This is a genomic window from Burkholderia sp. CCA53 (genome assembly GCF_001685525.1).
GTDB lineage: Bacteria > Pseudomonadota > Gammaproteobacteria > Burkholderiales > Burkholderiaceae > Burkholderia > Burkholderia multivorans.
Window position 1 is genome coordinate 1,135,841 of the sequence record NZ_BDDJ01000001.1, and the last position, 18,903, is coordinate 1,154,743.

Sequence of the window (18,903 nt, forward strand, 5' to 3'; positions counted from 1 at the left end):
TGGAAAGGAGGTGATCCAGCCGCACCTTCCGATACGGCTACCTTGTTACGACTTCACCCCAGTCATGAATCCTACCGTGGTGACCGTCCTCCTTGCGGTTAGACTAGCCACTTCTGGTAAAACCCACTCCCATGGTGTGACGGGCGGTGTGTACAAGACCCGGGAACGTATTCACCGCGGCATGCTGATCCGCGATTACTAGCGATTCCAGCTTCATGCACTCGAGTTGCAGAGTGCAATCCGGACTACGATCGGTTTTCTGGGATTAGCTCCCCCTCGCGGGTTGGCAACCCTCTGTTCCGACCATTGTATGACGTGTGAAGCCCTACCCATAAGGGCCATGAGGACTTGACGTCATCCCCACCTTCCTCCGGTTTGTCACCGGCAGTCTCCTTAGAGTGCTCTTGCGTAGCAACTAAGGACAAGGGTTGCGCTCGTTGCGGGACTTAACCCAACATCTCACGACACGAGCTGACGACAGCCATGCAGCACCTGTGCGCCGGTTCTCTTTCGAGCACTCCCGAATCTCTTCAGGATTCCGACCATGTCAAGGGTAGGTAAGGTTTTTCGCGTTGCATCGAATTAATCCACATCATCCACCGCTTGTGCGGGTCCCCGTCAATTCCTTTGAGTTTTAATCTTGCGACCGTACTCCCCAGGCGGTCAACTTCACGCGTTAGCTACGTTACTAAGGAAATGAATCCCCAACAACTAGTTGACATCGTTTAGGGCGTGGACTACCAGGGTATCTAATCCTGTTTGCTCCCCACGCTTTCGTGCATGAGCGTCAGTATTGGCCCAGGGGGCTGCCTTCGCCATCGGTATTCCTCCACATCTCTACGCATTTCACTGCTACACGTGGAATTCTACCCCCCTCTGCCATACTCTAGCCTGCCAGTCACAAATGCAGTTCCCAGGTTGAGCCCGGGGATTTCACATCTGTCTTAACAGACCGCCTGCGCACGCTTTACGCCCAGTAATTCCGATTAACGCTCGCACCCTACGTATTACCGCGGCTGCTGGCACGTAGTTAGCCGGTGCTTATTCTTCCGGTACCGTCATCCCCCGACTGTATTAGAGCCAGGGATTTCTTTCCGGACAAAAGTGCTTTACAACCCGAAGGCCTTCTTCACACACGCGGCATTGCTGGATCAGGCTTTCGCCCATTGTCCAAAATTCCCCACTGCTGCCTCCCGTAGGAGTCTGGGCCGTGTCTCAGTCCCAGTGTGGCTGGTCGTCCTCTCAGACCAGCTACTGATCGTCGCCTTGGTAGGCCTTTACCCCACCAACTAGCTAATCAGCCATCGGCCAACCCTATAGCGCGAGGCCCGAAGGTCCCCCGCTTTCATCCGTGGATCGTATGCGGTATTAATCCGGCTTTCGCCGGGCTATCCCCCACTACAGGACATGTTCCGATGTATTACTCACCCGTTCGCCACTCGCCACCAGGTGCAAGCACCCGTGCTGCCGTTCGACTTGCATGTGTAAGGCATGCCGCCAGCGTTCAATCTGAGCCAGGATCAAACTCTTCAGTTCAAACCTGTTACTGTTTTCGGTTCTCTCGAACCGGTCGCTCACTCAAAGCTGACAGGTCATATGAATTGCTTCATAAACCTGACTTACTTTAGTGTGAGACTCTTGATACTTTTGCTATCCCGATCCGAAGATCAGGCCTCGCTCACATCAAGCGCCCACACTTATCGGCTGTTAGTTTTTAAAGAACATGTCTGCGAGCAGATCGTCTTGCTCAGCAGCGCTGCGTTGTCAGCAGCAGAGAAGCGAGATTATGAACACCGTTTCGCAGCTCGTCAACAACTTTTTTCACTACATCGTTGCGACTGCGCGGTTCTTCTTCCTTCGTCGGGCGGGTGCTCTATGCTGCAGCACACGTCCGGCTCCGCTTCCCCTCTCGCGCTGCGTTTCCGTTAGCGCGAAAGAGGCGTGATTCTATGCAGCCCACGCCCAACGCGCAAGCGGTTTGTGAAAATATTTTTAAAAGCTTCCGTGCGCTGCCGCGCACGGTGGCTTCGGGGCAACGACGCACGGGTCCGACTGCATTGCGCGCTGCGCCGTTGGCATCAACGGCCGCAGCCACCGCGCAATGCCATCACCGGTTCTTGAACACCGGCTTGCGCTTCTCGACGAACGCCGCCATCCCTTCCTTCTGATCCTCGGTCGCGAACAGCGAGTGGAACAGCCGGCGCTCGAAATGAACGCCTTCCGCCAGCGTCGTCTCGTACGCCCGATTCACCGACTCCTTGATCATCATGACAGCGGGCAGCGAAAACTCGGCGATCGTCGCCGCAGCCGACAACGCCTCGTCGAGCAGCTTGTCCGCCGGCAGCACGCGCGATACGAGCCCGGCGCGCTCCGCCTCGTCAGCATCCATGAAGCGCGCAGTCAGGCACATGTCCATCGCCTTCGCCTTCGATATCGCGCGCGGCAGGCGCTGCGTGCCGCCGGCGCCCGGCATCACGCCCAGCTTGATCTCCGGCTGGCCGAATTTCGCCGTATCGGCGGCGAAGATGATGTCGCACATCATCGCCAGCTCGCAGCCACCGCCGAGCGCAAAACCGGCGACCGCTGCAATGATCGGCTTGCGGATCTGGCGCACCGTTTCCCAGTTGCGGGTGATGTAGTCGCCGCGGTACACGTCCATATAGGAATAGGTGGCCATCATGCCGATGTCCGCTCCGGCCGCGAAGGCCTTCTCGCTTCCCGTTACGACGATCGCGCCCACGGCGTCGTCCGCGTCGAACGCCTTCAGCGCTGCGCCCAACTCGTCCATCAACGCGTCGTTCAGCGCGTTCAGCGCCTTCGGCCGGTTCAGCGTGATCAGTCCGACACGCCCCCGCGTCTCCACCAGGATGTTCTCGTAAGACATCTATTTCTCCTCGATCAATGAATTGAGAAACGCCTCGCACACGCGAATAGTTTGATGCTACCATTCTCCGACCAACCGGTCGGTTAATTAATCGATCCAACCCTTCTCACGTTCATCAGGCCGCCGTCATGACCCATGCACTGTTCACGAAGCACGAAGACACGCTGAAACGCGCACTCGCCGCCATCGAGAGCCGCGGATACTGGAGCCCGTTCGCCGAAATGCCGAGCCCCAAAGTGTACGGGGAAAGCGGCAATGCAGACGGCGAAGCCGCGTTCAAATCGCACCTCGGCAAGACCTTCGAGCTCGACCAGCCGGCCAGCGGCGAGACGGTCGGCGCGGAACGTTCTCCGTATGGCGTCGCGCTCGACATCCGGTATCCGAAGTCGACGCCCGATGCGCTGATCGCCGCCGCCGGCTCTGCCCAGCGGGCGTGGCGCGAGGCCGGCCCGAGCGCGTGGATCGGTGTCAGCCTGGAAGTCCTCGCGCGCCTGAACCGCGCCAGCTTCGAAATCGCGTACAGCGTGATGCACACGACGGGCCAGGCGTTCATGATGGCGTTCCAGGCCGGCGGCCCGCATGCGCAGGACCGCGCGCTCGAGGCCGTCGCCTACGCGTGGGACCAACTGCGCCGCGTCCCGGCCGACGCGCATTGGGAAAAGCCGCAAGGCAAGAACCCGCCGCTCGCGATGCAGAAGCGTTACACGATCGTCCCGCGCGGCACCGGGCTCGTGCTCGGCTGCTGCACGTTCCCGACCTGGAACGGCTATCCCGGCCTGTTCGCCGATCTCGCGACCGGCAACACGGTTATCGTGAAGCCCCATCCCGGCGCGATCCTGCCGCTCGCGATCACCGTGCGGATCGCGCGCGACGTGCTGCGCGAGGCCGGCTTCGATCCGAACGTCGTGACGCTGCTCGCCACGGAGCCGAACGACGGCGCACTCGTGCAGGACCTCGCGCTGCGCCCCGAGATCAAGCTGATCGACTTCACCGGCAGCACGCAGAACGGCACGTGGCTCGAACGTCACGCCCATCAGGCGCAGGTCTACACCGAAAAGGCAGGCGTCAATCAGATCGTGATCGACTCGACCGACGATCTGAAAGCCGCCGCCAAGAACATCGCGTTCTCGCTCGCGCTGTACTCGGGGCAGATGTGCACCGCGCCGCAGAACATCTATGTGCCGCGCGACGGCATCCGCACCGCCGACGGCCATGCGAGCTTCGACGAAGTCGCGCAGGCGATCGCCGGCGCAGTGCAGAAACTCACCGGGGACCCGGCACGGTCGGTCGAGCTGATCGGCGCCATCCAGAACGACGGCGTGACGGCACGCATCGACGCCGCGCGCGCAGTCGGCCGCGTGCTCCTCGATAGCCAGACGCTTCAGCACCCCGCCTTCCCCGACGCTCGCGTGCGCACGCCGCTCGTGCTGCAGCTCGACGTCGCCGACCGCGAAAAATTCACGCAGGAATGGTTCGGGCCGATCTCGTTCGTGATCGCGACCGACTCGACCGCGCAGTCGCTCGATCTCGCCGGCGAGATCGCCGCCGAGCACGGCGCGCTGACGCTGTCCGTCTACAGCACGGCCGACGACGTGATCGACGCCGCACACGAAGCCGCGGTGCGCGGCGGCGTCGCGCTGTCGCTCAACCTGACAGGCGGCGTGTTCGTCAATCAGTCGGCGGCGTTCTCGGACTTCCACGGTACGGGCGCCAATCCGGCCGCGAACGCGGCGCTGGCCGATGCCGCATTCGTCGCCAACCGCTTCCGCGTGGTTCAGAGCCGCGTCCATGTTGCGCCGAAGGCGGCGCCCGCGGAAGTCGGCCAACCGGCATAACCCGAATGGCGGACGTGCAAACGCCGCCACATTCTCTACCATGAACGAATCCGCCATCCGGCGGGTTCGTCGCCTTCCGATACGCCATGACTGACGCCTATATCTGCGATGCCATTCGCACCCCTATCGGCCGCTACGGCGGCGCCCTGAAAGACGTCCGCGCGGACGACCTCGGCGCGGTGCCGCTGAAGGCGCTGATCGAGCGCAACCGCGACGTCGACTGGAACGCGGTCGACGACGTGATTTACGGCTGCGCGAACCAAGCCGGCGAAGACAACCGCAACGTCGCGCGCATGTCGGCGCTGCTGGCCGGGCTGCCGACCGCCGTCCCCGGTACGACGCTGAACCGGCTCTGCGGCTCGGGCATGGACGCGATCGGCACGGCCGCGCGCGCGATCAAGGCCGGCGAAGCGCGGCTGATGATCGCCGGCGGCGTCGAAAGCATGACGCGCGCGCCGTTCGTGATGGGCAAGGCCGCGAGCGCGTTCGCGCGTCAGGCCGACATCTACGACACGACGATCGGCTGGCGTTTCGTCAATCCGCTGATGAAACAGCAATACGGCGTCGACTCGATGCCGGAGACGGCCGAGAACGTCGCGGTCGACTACAACGTGAGCCGCGCCGATCAGGATCTGTTCGCGCTGCGCAGCCAGCAGAAGGCGGCCCGCGCGCAGCAGGACGGCACACTGGCCGAGGAAATCGTGCCCGTCACGATTGCGCAGAAGAAGGGCGACCCGCTCGTCGTGTCGCGCGACGAGCATCCGCGCGAAACGTCGCTCGAAGCGCTCGCGAAGCTGAAGGGCGTCGTGCGCCCGGACGGTACGGTGACGGCCGGAAACGCGTCGGGCGTCAACGACGGCGCGTGCGCGCTGCTGCTCGCGAATGCCGAAGCGGCCGACCAGTACGGCCTGCGCCGCCGCGCGCGCGTCATCGGCATGGCGACCGCCGGCGTCGCGCCGCGCGTGATGGGCATCGGCCCGGCGCCGGCGACGCAGAAGCTGCTGCAGCAACTCGGCATGACGATCGACCAGTTCGACGTGATCGAACTGAACGAAGCGTTCGCGTCGCAGGGTCTCGCGGTGCTGCGCATGCTCGGCGTCGCCGACGACGATCCGCGCGTGAACCCGAACGGCGGTGCGATCGCGCTCGGCCATCCGCTCGGCGCGTCGGGCGCGCGGCTCGTGACGACAGCGATGTATCAGCTGCATCGCGCGAACGGCCGCTTCGCGCTGTGCACGATGTGCATCGGCGTCGGGCAAGGCATCGCGCTCGCGATCGAACGCGTATAACGACCGCCCCGCGCGCACCATAACGAATCATTACGGAGACACTGCATGTCCTATCAGGCAATTCGGCTGGACATCGACGAAGCCGCCCGCGTGGCGACGATCACGCTGCATCGTCCCGACAAGCTGAACAGCTTTACGCGCGCGATGCATCGCGAGCTGCAGTCGGCGCTCGACGAAGTCGACGCGGCCGGTGCGCGCGCACTGATTCTGACGGGTGCGGGGCGCGGATTCTGCGCCGGTCAGGATCTCGCGGACCTCGATTTCACGCCGGGCGCGCCGACCGACCTCGGCGCGCTGATCGACGAGCACTTCAATCCGCTGATCCGCCGCCTGCAGCGCTTGCCGATTCCGGTAATCGCCGCCGTCAACGGCACGGCCGCCGGTGCGGGCGCGAATCTCGCGCTCGCCTGCGATATCGTGCTCGCCGCGCGCTCGAGCAGTTTCATCCAGGCTTTCGTCAAGATCGGCCTCGTGCCGGACTCGGGCGGCACGTGGTTCCTGCCGCAGCGCGTCGGGATGGCGCGCGCGCTCGGCCTTGCGCTGACCGGCGACAAACTCGGCGCCGAACAGGCGGAACAGTGGGGACTGATCTGGCGCGCGGTCGACGACGACGCGCTCGCCGCATCGGCCCGTGAACTGGCCGCGCGGCTCGCGCAGCAACCGACGCTCGCGATCGCGTCGATCAAGCAGGCGATGCGCGACGGCATGACCCATACGCTCGACCAGCAACTCGATCTGGAGCGCGATCTGCAGCGCAAGCTCGGCCAGTCGCACGATTACGCCGAAGGCGTCAACGCATTCATCGAAAAGCGTGCGCCGCGCTTCGAGGGCCGCTGACATGACGACGAACCCGACGACCGACACGCTGGATCCCGACGCACTCGCACGCATGACCGCGCAGACGATGTACGAAGCCGACGCGTGCAGCCGCGCGCTCGGCATCGAAATCGTCGACGTGCGCGCCGGTTACGCGTGCCTGCGGATGCCCGTGCGCGCCGATTTCCTGAACGGCCATCAGATCTGCCACGGCGGGCTGATCTTCACGCTCGCCGATTCGACGTTCGCATTCGCGTGCAATTCGTACAACGTCAACACGGTCGCGGCCGGCTGCTCGATCGAGTATCTGCGGCCCGTGCACGGCGGCGACGTGCTGACCGCCGAGGCGACCGAACAAACGCGCAGCGGTCGGCATGGCATCTACGACATCCGCGTGACGAACCGCGCCGGAGAAACGGTCGCGATGTTTCGCGGCAAGTCCGCGCAGATCAAGGGCACCGTGATACCGGAAGACCGCTGACGTCGGCGCCACGCCCATAACAAACACTGGAGACACGCATGACTACCCCGCTACCGCTCGAGCCGATCGAGACCGCATCCCGCGACGAGCTGACCGCGCTGCAGCTCGAACGCCTCAAATGGTCGCTGCGGCACGCGTACGATAACTCCCCTGTCTATCGCCGCAAGTTTGACGAAGCCGGCGTGCATCCGGACGACCTGCAAACGCTCGCCGACCTGTCGCGCTTCCCGTTCACGACGAAGAGCGACCTGCGTGACAGCTATCCGTTCGGGATGTTCGCGGTGCCGCAGGAGCGGGTCTCGCGTATTCATGCGTCGTCGGGCACGACCGGCAAACCGACCGTGGTCGGCTACACGGCGCGCGACATCGATACGTGGGCGAACCTCGTTGCGCGCTCGATCCGCGCGGCCGGAGCGCGCCCCGGCGACAAGGTGCACGTGAGCTATGGGTACGGGCTATTCACCGGCGGCCTCGGCGCGCACTACGGCGCCGAGCGCGCGGGCCTCACGGTCATTCCGTTCGGCGGCGGCCAGACCGAAAAACAGGTGCAGCTGATTCAGGACTTCCGCCCCGACATCATCATGGTGACGCCGAGCTACATGCTGTCGATCGCCGACGAGTTCGAACGGCAGGGCGTCGATCCGGCGCAGAGTTCGCTGCGCATCGGCATCTTCGGCGCCGAGCCGTGGACCAACGACATGCGCGTCGCGATCGAGCAGCGGATGAAGATCGACGCGGTCGACATCTACGGGCTGTCCGAAGTGATGGGCCCCGGCGTCGCGTCGGAATGCGTCGAAACGAAGGACGGCCCGACGATCTGGGAAGATCACTTCTACCCGGAAATCATCGATCCGGACACCGGCGAAGTGCTGCCGGACGGCGAACTCGGCGAGCTCGTGTTCACCTCGCTGACGAAGGAAGCGCTGCCGATCATCCGCTACCGGACGCGCGACCTCACGCGTCTGCTGCCGGGCACCGCCCGTACGATGCGGCGCATGGAAAAGATCACGGGCCGCTCGGACGACATGATGATTGTGCGCGGCGTGAACGTGTTTCCGACGCAGATCGAGGAGCAGCTGCTGAAGCAGCGCGCGCTTGCGCCGCATTACCAGATCGTGCTGACGAAGGAAGGGCCGCTCGACGTACTGACGCTCAACGTCGAGCCGTGCCCGGAAACGGCGCCCGACACCGCCGCGATTCAGGCCGCGAAGCAGGCGCTCGCGTACGACATCAAATCGCTGATCGGCGTGACGGCGGTGGTCAACGTGCTGCCGGTCAACGGGATCGAGCGCTCGGTGGGCAAGGCGCGCCGCGTGATCGACAAGCGCAAGGGCTGAGCCGGCAAGTCGTCGCGCGCCGCATAGCGAACGTCGACGCCCGCAACGCCATTTCGATGCAGCGCCCGACCGGCGAACGCCGGGCGGGCGTTTTTCTATTCATCGGCGCGAACCGCCTCGCCCGAACGATTTCGCCGACAGGCGCGCGCCGCGTCGGCTACGCGCCGCCATCGCCCGTCACGACGACCGACACGAAAACCCTCACGAATTCGGAAACAGCAGCCACATCCGGCCGACCTGCTTCATGCGACCGGCGAGGTCGCCGGCATCGTCGCCGAGCCCCCAGAAATAGTCGGCCCGCACGCCGCCCTTGATCGCGCTGCCCGTATCTTGCGCAAACACGAGCCGGTTCATCGGCGTGTTCGTCAGTGGACGTGTGGTCTGCAGAAACACCGGCGTGCCGAGCGGAATCGACGCCGGATCGACGGCGATCGAACGCTCGGGCGTGAGCGGCACGCCGAGCGCGCCGATCGGACCGTCCGCGCCGCCGTGCGGCGCTTCTTCCTTCGTCGGCATCTCGCGGAAGAAGACGAACCGCGGGTTCGTGTCGAGCAGCGCGTCGACGCGGCCCGGATTCGCCTTCGCCCACGCCTTGATGCCCTGCATCGTCGCCTGCGCCGGCGTCAGTTCGCCGCGATCGAGCAGCCACTTGCCGATCGAGCGATACGGCTGATTGTTGGTGCCGCCGAAGCCGACCCGCATCACCGAGCCGTCGTCGAGCAGCACGCGCCCCGAGCCCTGCACCTGCAGGAAGAACGCCTCGATCGGGTCGTCGACCCACACGAGTTCGTTGCCGTTCAGTATCCCCGAGCGTTCGAGCTGCGCGCGCGCAGGCAGCGCCGCGCCGGCGCGATAGCCGGCCGGCCAGCGGTACAGCGCATATTGATACGGGCCGCGGCGCACGCGCGAGCCGTGCAGCAGCGGCTCGTAATAGCCGGTCACGAGGCCGTCGAGCGTGCCGTCGGTGTTCGCGAACTGGAACGGCGTGAAGTACGTTTCGAAAAACGCGCGCGCGCCGTTCGCGTCGAGTTCGTCGAGCCGCTCGGCGGCCGCGCACGCGCGCTGCCACGCCGGCTGCCGCGCGAGCCGCACGCAGTTCTGCCGCAGCGCGGCCGTCGCGCCGATCAGCGAATCGTCTTGCCAGCCCGGCACCTGCTGCCACGCCACCGGCGTGAGCCGCTTCGCGGCGACCTGCCCCGGCACGATCGCCGCGCCGGTCGGCGGCTTCAGCGCGGTCGGCCGCGTCGGCGCGCCGCCGCATGCGGCGAGTAGCGCCGCCATCGCGACCGCCGCCGCCCAGCCGGCCGCCCGGCGCCCAAACCACATACAATGTCCGTTCTTGATGGAAACCGCCATGTCAGATTTTCTCGACCAATATCCGATGCTCATCTTCGCGCTGGAAGCCTTTCTCGCGCTCGCCCTGCTGGTTTTCATCGTCGCGTGGACCGCGTCGGGCAGAAAGAAGCACGCCCGCAACAACGACCGTCAGCCGCGCTGATCGCGGCGCGCGCAGCACCGCGCCGCGCCGCGTGCGGCGTCGTGCGCTCAGTGCAGCGTGCGCGGCATGTGCAGCGCGAACTCGTCGATCGGCGCTTCGAAGCGCTCGCCGTCTTCGGCCACGCAGAAATACGCGCCACGCATCGTGCCCACCGGCGTCGCGATCACGGCCCAGCTCGTGTACTCGAACTGTTCGCCCGGCTGCAGCAGCGGCTGGTGCCCGACCACGCCGAGCCCTTTCACTTCCTGCACGTGGTTCTCGCTGTCGGTGATGATCCAGTGGCGCGCGATCAGTTGCGCGGCGACCTGCCCCGTGTTGCGGATCGTCAGCGTGTACGCGAATGCGTATTGACGACGTTCGGGGTCGGATTGTTCCGGCAAGTAGCTGGTTTTCACCGAAACGGTGAACTGATACTGACTCATGGTGTTTCCGCTGGAGGGTAAGGCCCGCGCCGGCGACGTGGACGAAGGACGCGGCAGGCGCGCCGCTTTGGTTCGGCATTCTGCTTGATGCGCAAACGGGCTGCAACCGGACGGCCCGCCGCCGCGCCGCGCCCGGCGGGCGGTAGAATGGCGGTTTTGCGCCGCAGCGTCCCCGCTTCCCTGTCATGACTCAATTCCGCATCGCTCCCAGCATCCTGTCGGCCGACTTCGCGCGGCTCGGCGAAGAAGTCCGCAACGTGGTCGCCGCCGGCGCCGACTGGATCCACTTCGACGTGATGGACAACCATTACGTGCCGAACCTGACGATCGGCCCGCTCGTGTGCGAAGCGATTCGTCCGCACGTGCAGGTGCCGATCGACGTGCATCTGATGGTGCGTCCGGTCGACCGGATCGTGCCGGACTTCGCCAAAGCCGGGGCGAACCTGATCAGCTTCCATCCGGAAGGCTCCGACCACATCGACCGCACGCTGACGCTGATCCGCGATCACGGCTGCAAGGCCGGTCTCGTGTTCAACCCGGCGACGCCGCTGAATTATCTCGATCACGTGATGGACCGGCTCGACTACGTGCTGCTGATGTCGGTGAACCCCGGTTTCGGCGGCCAGTCGTTCATTCCGGAAACGCTGAACAAGCTGCGCGAAGCGCGTGCGCGCATCGACGCGTACACCGAACGCACGGGCCGCGAGATCCTGCTCGAGGTCGACGGCGGCGTGAAGGCGGACAACATCGCGGAAATCGCGGCGGCCGGCGCCGACACGTTCGTCGCGGGCTCGGCGATCTTCGGCAAGCCCGACTACCGAAAGGTGATCGACGAGATGCGCGCCGCCCTCGCGGCCGTCGAGCGGAGCTGACGCGATGGCTCAGCCGCCGCTTGCCGCGCCCGCCTCCGCCGCCGAGCCGCCCGCCGCCGGCGATCGCACGATCCGGTTGAGCGCGCCGCGCATCGACGCGGCGCTGATCGATCTGGACGGCACGATGGTCGATACGGTCGACGATTTCACGGCCGGCCTGAACGCGATGCTCGCGAAGCTCGGTGCGCCGGCCACGTCGCGCGACGAAGTGATCGGCTACGTCGGCAAGGGCTCCGAGCATCTGATTCATTGCGTGCTGGCGCCGCGCTTCACTGCCGACGAAGTGCGCACGCGCTTCGACGACGCGCTCGCGATCTATCAGGCCGAATACGCGAAGATCAACGGCCGCCACACGCGCCTCTATCCCGACGTCGCGACCGGCCTCGATGCGCTGCGCGCGGCAGGCATCCGGCTCGCGTGCGTGACGAACAAGCCGCACCGCTTCGCGGTCGAGCTGCTCGAGCAATACGGGCTTGCCGATCGTTTCGGCATCGTGCTCGGCGGCGACAGCGTCGCGCGCAAGAAGCCCGATCCGCTGCCGATGCTGGCCGCCTGCGAGGCGCTCGGCGTCGCGCCGCACGTGTCGGTCGCGATCGGCGACTCGGAAAACGACGCGCTCGCGGGCCGCGCGGCCGGGATGGCAACGCTGACGGTCCCGTATGGCTACAACCACGGCAAGCCTATACAAACGATAAATTCGGATGGTATAGTCGATTCGTTGCTGGCTGCGGCTCTCGCGATCGTCGCGCACAATGCCGGCCAGCCAACCGTCTGACTATTTCTTCCATCCGCATGTTTCTGAATAAAAAACGGAGTCTGAGCAGCATCGACCGGGGAGCCTGGCCCTGGCGTCGCTGGTCGCGCTAACCTCTTCGATGAGGTACGCTGAAGCACGTCTTCAGCGCCGTTTTTTATCTCGCTGCGCATCCGCGCGCCGATCGTCGCACCACCCGAGTTCCACCGTGTCCGAACGCCTGCGTTCAGGATCGGCTGGAGGCTCGCGACGTTCACGCTGCGGGCCGCGCCGGCCGGCACCAGGCACTTCAGGATCGACCGCCCTTTCGCCGACGGTAGCCCGCGCAGCGTCAAACGATCCCTGGCGCACGCGCCGCTCGTCCCGAACAGGACCGGAACATGACCGAACTCGAATTCCAATCGCTCGCGAACGAAGGCTATAACCGCATCCCGCTGATCGCCGAAGCGCTCGCCGATCTCGAAACGCCGCTGTCGCTCTACCTGAAGCTCGCGCAACCCGAACGCGCGGGCGCGAACTCCTTCCTGCTCGAATCGGTGGTCGGCGGCGAACGCTTCGGCCGCTACTCGTTCATCGGGCTGCCGGCACGCACGCTCGTGCGCACCCGCAACGGCGTCTCCGAAGTCGTGCGCGACGGCGCGGTCGTCGAGACGCACCACGGCGATCCGTTCGAATTCATCGCGTCGTTCCAGGCGCGTTTCAAGGTCGCGCAGCGCCCGGGCCTGCCGCGCTTCTGCGGCGGCCTCGCCGGCTACTTCGGCTACGATGCGGTGCGCTACATCGAGAAGAAGCTCGCGCACACCGCGCCGCGCGACGATCTCGGCCTGCCCGACATCCAGCTGCTGCTGACCGAGGAAGTCGCGGTGATCGACAACCTCGCCGGCAAGCTGTATCTGATCATCTACGCGGATCCGGGCCAGCCCGAGGCGTACGCCAAGGCGAAGCAGCGCCTGCGCGAGCTCAAGCAGCGGCTGCGCGCGACCGTGCAGCCGCCCGTCACGTCGGCGAGCGTGCGCACCGAGACGTTCCGCGAATTCAAGAAGGACGACTATCTGGCCGCCGTGCGTCAGGCGAAGGAATACATCGCGGCCGGCGAACTGATGCAGATCCAGGTCGGCCAGCGCCTGACGAAGCCCTACCGCGACAATCCGCTGTCGCTGTATCGCGCGCTGCGCTCGCTGAATCCGTCGCCGTACATGTACTACTACAACTTCGGCGAGTTTCACGTGGTCGGCGCGTCGCCGGAAATCCTCGTGCGCCAGGAAAAGCGCGGCGACGACCAGATCGTCACGATCCGCCCGCTCGCCGGCACGCGCCCGCGCGGCAACACGCCCGAGCGCGACGCGGAGCTCGCGACCGAGCTGCTGAACGATCCGAAGGAAATCGCCGAGCACGTGATGCTGATCGACCTCGCGCGCAACGACGTCGGCCGCATCGCCGACATCGGCTCCGTGCAGGTGACCGACAAGATGGTGATCGAGAAGTACTCGCACGTGCAGCACATCGTCAGCTCGGTCGAAGGCAAGCTGAAGCCCGGCATGACGAACTTCGACGTGCTGCGCGCGACGTTCCCGGCCGGCACGCTGTCCGGCGCGCCGAAGGTGCGCGCGATGGAGCTGATCGACGAGCTCGAGCCCGTCAAGCGCGGGCTCTACGGCGGCGCCGTCGGCTACCTGTCGTTCTCGGGCGAGATGGATCTCGCGATCGCGATCCGCACGGGCCTGATCCACAACGGCAACCTGTATGTGCAAGCGGCGGCCGGCGTCGTCGCGGATTCGGTGCCCGAATCCGAATGGCAAGAGACCGAGAACAAGGCGCGCGCGGTGCTGCGCGCGGCCGAACAGGTCCAGGACGGCCTCGATAGCGACTTCTGACCGGAGACTGACCATGCTGCTCATGATCGACAACTACGACTCGTTCACCTACAACCTGGTCCAGTACTTCGGCGAACTGGGCGAGGACGTGCGCACCTACCGCAACGACGAAATCACGCTCGACGACATCGCGCGCCTGAATCCCGACACGATCTGCCTGTCGCCGGGGCCGAGCAATCCGCAGCACGCGGGCATCACGCTCGACGTGCTGCGCGAATTCGCAGGCAAGAAGCCGATTCTCGGCGTGTGCCTCGGCCATCAGGCGATCGGCGAGGCGTTCGGCGGCCGCGTCGTGCGCGCGAAGACCATCATGCATGGCAAGGTGAGCCGCATCGAGACCGACGGCCGCGGCGTGTTCGCCGATCTGCCGAAGCACTTCGACGTCACGCGCTATCACTCGCTCGCGATCGAGCGCGAGTCGCTGCCCGACTGCCTCGAGATTTCCGCGACGACCGACGACGGCGAAATCATGGGCGTGCGTCACAAGACGCTGCCGATCGAAGGCGTGCAGTTTCATCCGGAATCGATCCTGTCCGAACACGGCCATGCGCTGCTCGAGAATTTCCTGAAGCAGGCGCGCGCGGCCGCGCATGCCGCCTGACGGAGCGCGACGATGACGATTACTCCGCAGGAAGCGCTGCAGCGCACGATCGAGCACCGCGAGATTTTCCACGACGAGATGCTGCATCTAATGCGGCTCATCATGCGCGGCGACATGTCGCCGGTGATGGCGGCCGCGATCATCACCGGGCTGCGCGTGAAGAAGGAGACGATCGGCGAGATCGCCGCCGCCGCGACCGTGATGCGCGAATTCGCGAACCACGTCGAGGTGCAGGACAATTCGAACTTCGTCGACATCGTCGGCACGGGCGGCGACGGCTCGCATACGTTCAACATCTCGACCGCGTCGATGTTCGTGACGGCCGCGGCCGGCGCGAAGGTCGCGAAGCACGGCAACCGCGGCGTATCGAGCAAGTCCGGCAGCGCCGACGTGCTGGAAGCGCTCGGCGTCAACATCGACCTGCAGCCCGACCAGGTTGCCGCGTCCATCGCCGAGACCGGGATGGGCTTCATGTTCGCGCCGAACCATCATCCGGCCATGAAGAACATCGCGGCCGTGCGCCGCGAGCTCGGCGTACGCACGATCTTCAACATCCTCGGCCCGCTCACCAATCCGGCCGGCGCGCCGAATCAGCTGATGGGCGTGTTCCACCCCGACCTCGTCGGCATCCAGGTGCGCGTGATGCAGCGCCTCGGCGCGCAGCACGTGCTCGTCGTGTACGGCAAGGACGGGATGGACGAGGTGTCGCTCGGCGCCGCGACGCTCGTCGGCGAACTGCGCGACGGCCAGGTGCACGAATACGAGATCCATCCGGAGGACTTCGGCTTGCAGATGGTGTCGAACCGCACGCTGAAGGTGGAAAATGCCGAGGAATCGCGCGCGATGCTGCTCGGCGCGCTCGACAATCAGCCCGGCGTCGCGCGCGAGATCGTCACGCTGAATGCGGGCACCGCGCTTTATGCGGCGAACGTCGCCGGCTCGATCGCCGACGGCATCCGGCTCGCGCGCGAAGCGATCGCGAGCGGCAAGGCCCGTGCGAAAGTCGACGAACTCGTGCGCTTCACGCAGCAATTCAAGCGCTGACCCCGTTACGAATCAAGCAGGAACCCCAATGAGCGACATTCTCGACCGAATCATCGCCGTCAAGCGCGAAGAAGTAGCAGCCGCCATGCGCAGCACGCCGCTCGAGGCGCTGAAGCTGGAAGCGTCCGCGCGCGACCGGCGCGACTTCGTCGGCGCGCTGCGCGCCAAGCATGCGGCCGGCCAGCCGGCCGTGATCGCCGAAATCAAGAAGGCGAGCCCGTCGAAGGGCGTGCTGCGCGAGCATTTCGTGCCCGCCGACATCGCCCGCTCGTATGCGGCGCACGGCGCCGCGTGCCTGTCGGTGCTGACCGACGAGCAGTTCTTCCAGGGCGGCGTCCGCTATCTCGAGGAAGCGCGCGCCGCGTGCGACCTGCCGGTGCTGCGCAAGGACTTCATCGTCGACGCGTACCAGATCCTCGAAGCGCGCGCGATGGGCGCGGACGCGATCCTGCTGATCGCCGCCGCGCTCGACACGCCGCTGATGCAGGAGCTCGAAGCGTATGCGCACTCGCTCGACCTCGCGGTGCTCGTCGAAGTGCACGACCGCAACGAAATGGAGCAGGCGCTGACGCTCAAGACGCCGCTGCTCGGCATCAACAACCGCAACCTGCGCACGTTCGAAACCTCGATCCGGGCGACGCTCGACATGCTCGACATGATTCCGCAGGACCGCATCGTCGTGACCGAGTCGGGCATCCTGTCGCGCGCGGACGTCGATACGATGCGCGCGGCGAACGTCAACACGTTCCTCGTCGGCGAGGCGTTCATGCGTGCCGACCAGCCGGGCGAGGAACTCGCACGGATGTTCTTCTGATGGCGATCGAAAAGGAAATCAAGCTCGCGCTGCCGGCGGGCCACGCGCCGGCAGCGCACCGCTTCTTCGAGACGCTGACCGGTGAGCGCGGCCGCGAGATCGCGCTGTCGAACGTCTATTACGACACGCCCGACCTCGCGCTCGCGCGTTCGAAAAGCGCAGTGCGCGTACGCCGCACGCCGCAAGGCTGGCTGCAGACGTTCAAGACGGTCGGCAGCGCCGAACACGGGCTGCACCGCCGCCACGAATGGGAACTGCCGGTGGCCGGCGACGCGCTCGAAGTCGCCGCGCTCGTCGCCGCATGCGACGTGCCGGAAGCCGCCGCCGCGCTGCGTGACGCGGCGCCCGCGCTACACGCGCTGTTCCGCACGGATTTTTCGCGTACGCTGTGGCGCGTCGCGATCGGCGGTGCGACGGTCGAGGCGGCGGTGGACATCGGCGAGATCGTCGTCCACACGGACCGCGACACGCGCCGCGAACCGATCAGCGAAATCGAACTCGAACTGCTCGACGGCCCGGAAGCGGCGCTCGCGACGCTCGCCGCCGAGCTGCAGCAGGCGCTGCCGGGTCTCGCTCCCGAAAACATCAGCAAGGCGCAGCGCGGCTACCGGCTGCGCGCGCAATAAACCCGCATCACGCATGGCAACCCGCAAGACCTCCCGCACGCCGCTGCAGGCGTCGCTGTTCGACGATCCCGTGCCGGAAACGGCCGAGGCCGACCTCCGGCCCGCTGCGCCGGCCGCTCCCGCAGCCGAGCGCCGGCCGGCCGGCAAGATCGCTGCCGGCGCCGCGGCCGCCCCGCATGCCGCGCGCGACATCCCGCACCTCGCCGCGCAATTCGATGCACTGCCCGCCGTATGGCGCGACGTGCTGAAGCCGTTCATCGACAGCGACGCATATGCGCCGCTATGCCGCTTCGTCGACGACGAACGCGCGGCCGGCAAGACGATCTACCCGACCGACGTGTTCCGCGCACTGCGGCTGACGAGCCCCGACGACGTGAAGGTCGTGATCCTCGGTCAGGACCCTTATCACGGCGACGACCGCGGCACGCCGCAGGCGCACGGCCTCGCATTCTCGGTGCCGCCCGCCGTGCGCACACCGCCGTCGCTGCGCAACATCTTCAAGGAAATCGCCGCGAACTTCGGCCACGATACGCCGCGCCACGGCTGTCTCGACACGTGGGCGCGCCAGGGCGTGCTGCTGCTGAACACCGTGCTGACGGTCGAGCGCGGCGCGGCCGCGAGCCACGCCAAGCGCGGCTGGGAGCAGTGCACCGATACGCTGATCCGCGAGCTCGCGAACCGTCATCGCGGCCTCGTGTTCATGCTGTGGGGTGCGCACGCGCAGGCGAAGCGTGCGCTGTTCGACGCGAGCGCGCACTGCGTGCTCGAGGCGCCGCATCCGTCGCCGCTGTCCGCGCATCGCGGCTTTCTCGGCTGCCGCCACTTCGCGCTCGCGAACGACTATCTGGTCGAGCACGGCCGCACGCCGATCGACTGGCGGCTGCCCGAGGTCGCCGAAACGCTCGCGTAACGGCGGCTGCGCCGCGTCCTGCGTCGGCCGGAATGCAAAGCGCCGCGCCCCTGTCGGGACGCGGCGCTTTTTGCTTTCAGATCGAGCCGCGGGCGTGCGACGCCCGCGTCCAACCCTTACGCAGCGGCGATCGCCTCGCGTGCACCGGCCAGCGCCGCGCTCTGCGCTTCCGGCCCCATGTTCAGGCCTTCCGCGTAGATGAAGCTCACGTCGGTCATGCCGACAAAGCCGAGGAACGAACGCAGATACGGCGTCTGGCTGTCGTGCGGGGTGCCCGCGTACTTGCCGCCGCGCGCCGATACGACGTACACCTTCTTGCCCTTGATGAGGCCTTCCGGGCCGTTCTCGGTGTAGCGGAACGTGACGCCGGCGCGGGCGATCCAGTCGAAGTACGTCTTCAGTTGCGAGGAGATGCCGAAGTTGTACATCGGCGCGCCGATCACGATGATGTCGGCGGCTTGCAGTTCGGCGATCAGCGCATCGCTCTTCGCGACGATCGCATTCTGCTCCGCGCTGCGGTTCTCGGCCGGCGTGAAGAACGCGCCGAGCACCGATTCGTCGAGATGCGGCAGACCATCGGCCAGCAGGTCGCGGACCACGACCTTCGCACCGGGATTCGATTGTTGCAGCTTTGCCGTCAGTTCGTTGGACAGCAGCGTGGACTGCGCGCCTTGCGAACGCGCCGCCGAATTGATTTGCAGAATGGTCGTCATGTCAGGCTCCGGTTGGGTTGCGCTTCGGTAGCGCGAGTGACGCCATTGTGCGTGGCCGCATTTGCGTGAAAAAGCGGGCTCAGGGCGACGGATTGTTGCAACAGCAGAACAATTGCGGATCGCGCCCCGATTC

General features: G+C 65.9%; 17 protein-coding genes and 1 rRNA gene. 13 read left to right on the plus strand and 5 right to left on the minus strand.

From position 1 onward, the window contains the following. Positions 1–3: 3 nt before the first annotated feature. Positions 4–1,536 (minus strand): 16S ribosomal RNA (locus BCR55_RS05240). 571 nt (positions 1,537–2,107) lie between these two features. Next, a complete protein-coding gene (locus BCR55_RS05245) occupies positions 2,108–2,884 on the minus strand; it encodes an enoyl-CoA hydratase (RefSeq protein WP_006415849.1) in 777 nt (258 codons plus the stop codon). Positions 2,885–3,012: 128 nt separating this feature from the next. Here BCR55_RS05245 and paaN point away from each other — a divergent pair, with 128 nt between their 5' ends. From paaN to paaK, 5 genes are all read left to right on the plus strand, one after another. After that, positions 3,013–4,719, plus strand: coding sequence for a phenylacetic acid degradation protein PaaN (paaN, locus tag BCR55_RS05250; RefSeq protein WP_065494274.1), 1,707 nt, complete (start codon positions 3,013–3,015; stop codon positions 4,717–4,719). An 86-nt stretch (positions 4,720–4,805) separates the two neighbouring features. Continuing rightward, the gene (gene pcaF, locus BCR55_RS05255) at positions 4,806–6,008 is read left to right on the plus strand and encodes a 3-oxoadipyl-CoA thiolase (RefSeq protein ID WP_065494275.1); all 1,203 of its coding nucleotides are present in this window, start codon (positions 4,806–4,808) and stop codon (positions 6,006–6,008) included. A 45-nt stretch (positions 6,009–6,053) separates the two neighbouring features. Beyond that, positions 6,054–6,845 carry a 2-(1,2-epoxy-1,2-dihydrophenyl)acetyl-CoA isomerase PaaG gene (gene paaG, locus BCR55_RS05260; RefSeq protein ID WP_065494276.1) on the plus strand — a complete coding sequence of 264 codons (792 nt, stop codon included), beginning with the start codon at positions 6,054–6,056 and terminating at the stop codon, positions 6,843–6,845. A gap of 1 nt (position 6,846) precedes the next feature. Further along, positions 6,847–7,305 (plus strand): hydroxyphenylacetyl-CoA thioesterase PaaI, encoded by a 459-nt coding sequence (gene paaI / locus BCR55_RS05265; protein WP_006406903.1) that lies wholly within the window; start codon positions 6,847–6,849, stop codon positions 7,303–7,305. Positions 7,306–7,343: 38 nt separating this feature from the next. Continuing rightward, entirely contained in the window at positions 7,344–8,642 is a 1,299-nt protein-coding gene (gene paaK / locus BCR55_RS05270) for a phenylacetate--CoA ligase PaaK (RefSeq protein WP_053297674.1), read from the plus strand. 201 nt (positions 8,643–8,843) lie between these two features. Here the strand turns inward: paaK and BCR55_RS05275 are convergent, their stop codons facing one another. Next, positions 8,844–10,076 (minus strand): murein transglycosylase A, encoded by a 1,233-nt coding sequence (locus tag BCR55_RS05275; protein ID WP_080559128.1) that lies wholly within the window; start codon positions 10,074–10,076, stop codon positions 8,844–8,846. Positions 10,077–10,187: 111 nt separating this feature from the next. Further along, on the minus strand, positions 10,188–10,562 hold the full coding sequence (gene apaG / locus BCR55_RS05280) for a Co2+/Mg2+ efflux protein ApaG (RefSeq protein WP_006400465.1): 375 nt from the start codon (positions 10,560–10,562) through the stop codon (positions 10,188–10,190). 185 nt (positions 10,563–10,747) lie between these two features. Here apaG and rpe point away from each other — a divergent pair, with 185 nt between their 5' ends. The 8 genes from rpe (at position 10,748) to BCR55_RS05320 (ending at position 18,057) form a co-directional block, all read left to right on the plus strand. Next, positions 10,748–11,434: a ribulose-phosphate 3-epimerase gene (gene rpe, locus BCR55_RS05285; protein ID WP_006400466.1), complete on the plus strand. Its 687-nt coding sequence runs from the start codon at positions 10,748–10,750 to the stop codon at positions 11,432–11,434. Between the two features lie 4 nt (positions 11,435–11,438). Further along, complete coding sequence (locus BCR55_RS05290) at positions 11,439–12,209, plus strand: phosphoglycolate phosphatase (protein ID WP_065494277.1); 771 nt, start codon at positions 11,439–11,441, stop codon at positions 12,207–12,209. Positions 12,210–12,568: 359 nt separating this feature from the next. Further along, a complete protein-coding gene (trpE, locus tag BCR55_RS05295) occupies positions 12,569–14,062 on the plus strand; it encodes an anthranilate synthase component I (protein ID WP_006406907.1) in 1,494 nt (497 codons plus the stop codon). 13 nt (positions 14,063–14,075) lie between these two features. After that, positions 14,076–14,663: an aminodeoxychorismate/anthranilate synthase component II gene (locus BCR55_RS05300; RefSeq protein ID WP_065494278.1), complete on the plus strand. Its 588-nt coding sequence runs from the start codon at positions 14,076–14,078 to the stop codon at positions 14,661–14,663. A 12-nt stretch (positions 14,664–14,675) separates the two neighbouring features. Then, complete coding sequence (gene trpD, locus BCR55_RS05305; protein ID WP_006406908.1) at positions 14,676–15,707, plus strand: anthranilate phosphoribosyltransferase; 1,032 nt, start codon at positions 14,676–14,678, stop codon at positions 15,705–15,707. Positions 15,708–15,735: 28 nt separating this feature from the next. After that, positions 15,736–16,521: an indole-3-glycerol phosphate synthase TrpC gene (gene trpC, locus BCR55_RS05310; protein WP_006406909.1), complete on the plus strand. Its 786-nt coding sequence runs from the start codon at positions 15,736–15,738 to the stop codon at positions 16,519–16,521. Then, positions 16,521–17,147, plus strand: a complete 627-nt coding sequence (locus BCR55_RS05315) for a CYTH domain-containing protein (RefSeq protein WP_006406910.1) — start codon at positions 16,521–16,523, stop codon at positions 17,145–17,147. The genes trpC and BCR55_RS05315 overlap by 1 nt, the downstream gene beginning before the upstream one ends. 13 nt (positions 17,148–17,160) lie before the next feature. Continuing rightward, positions 17,161–18,057, plus strand: coding sequence for a uracil-DNA glycosylase (locus BCR55_RS05320; RefSeq protein WP_006406911.1), 897 nt, complete (start codon positions 17,161–17,163; stop codon positions 18,055–18,057). Positions 18,058–18,173: 116 nt separating this feature from the next. On the opposite strand, the gene BCR55_RS05325 is transcribed toward BCR55_RS05320, so the two are convergent. Then, the gene (locus BCR55_RS05325) at positions 18,174–18,770 is read right to left on the minus strand and encodes an FMN-dependent NADH-azoreductase (protein WP_006400474.1); all 597 of its coding nucleotides are present in this window, start codon (positions 18,768–18,770) and stop codon (positions 18,174–18,176) included. Positions 18,771–18,903 lie beyond the last annotated feature (133 nt).

Coding starts and splice junctions, on each gene's coding strand:
- BCR55_RS05245 (WP_006415849.1), bottom strand. CDS start 2,884: ATGTCTTACGAGAACATCCTGGTGGAGACGCGGGGGCGTGTCGGACTG.
- paaN (WP_065494274.1), top strand. CDS start 3,013: ATGACCCATGCACTGTTCACGAAGCACGAAGACACGCTGAAACGCGCA.
- pcaF (WP_065494275.1), top strand. CDS start 4,806: ATGACTGACGCCTATATCTGCGATGCCATTCGCACCCCTATCGGCCGC.
- paaG (WP_065494276.1), top strand. CDS start 6,054: ATGTCCTATCAGGCAATTCGGCTGGACATCGACGAAGCCGCCCGCGTG.
- paaI (WP_006406903.1), top strand. CDS start 6,847: ATGACGACGAACCCGACGACCGACACGCTGGATCCCGACGCACTCGCA.
- paaK (WP_053297674.1), top strand. CDS start 7,344: ATGACTACCCCGCTACCGCTCGAGCCGATCGAGACCGCATCCCGCGAC.
- BCR55_RS05275 (WP_080559128.1), bottom strand. CDS start 10,076: ATGAAAACCAGCAGGGCGAGCGCGAGAAAGGCTTCCAGCGCGAAGATG.
- apaG (WP_006400465.1), bottom strand. CDS start 10,562: ATGAGTCAGTATCAGTTCACCGTTTCGGTGAAAACCAGCTACTTGCCG.
- rpe (WP_006400466.1), top strand. CDS start 10,748: ATGACTCAATTCCGCATCGCTCCCAGCATCCTGTCGGCCGACTTCGCG.
- BCR55_RS05290 (WP_065494277.1), top strand. CDS start 11,439: ATGGCTCAGCCGCCGCTTGCCGCGCCCGCCTCCGCCGCCGAGCCGCCC.
- trpE (WP_006406907.1), top strand. CDS start 12,569: ATGACCGAACTCGAATTCCAATCGCTCGCGAACGAAGGCTATAACCGC.
- BCR55_RS05300 (WP_065494278.1), top strand. CDS start 14,076: ATGCTGCTCATGATCGACAACTACGACTCGTTCACCTACAACCTGGTC.
- trpD (WP_006406908.1), top strand. CDS start 14,676: ATGACGATTACTCCGCAGGAAGCGCTGCAGCGCACGATCGAGCACCGC.
- trpC (WP_006406909.1), top strand. CDS start 15,736: ATGAGCGACATTCTCGACCGAATCATCGCCGTCAAGCGCGAAGAAGTA.
- BCR55_RS05315 (WP_006406910.1), top strand. CDS start 16,521: ATGGCGATCGAAAAGGAAATCAAGCTCGCGCTGCCGGCGGGCCACGCG.
- BCR55_RS05320 (WP_006406911.1), top strand. CDS start 17,161: ATGGCAACCCGCAAGACCTCCCGCACGCCGCTGCAGGCGTCGCTGTTC.
- BCR55_RS05325 (WP_006400474.1), bottom strand. CDS start 18,770: ATGACGACCATTCTGCAAATCAATTCGGCGGCGCGTTCGCAAGGCGCG.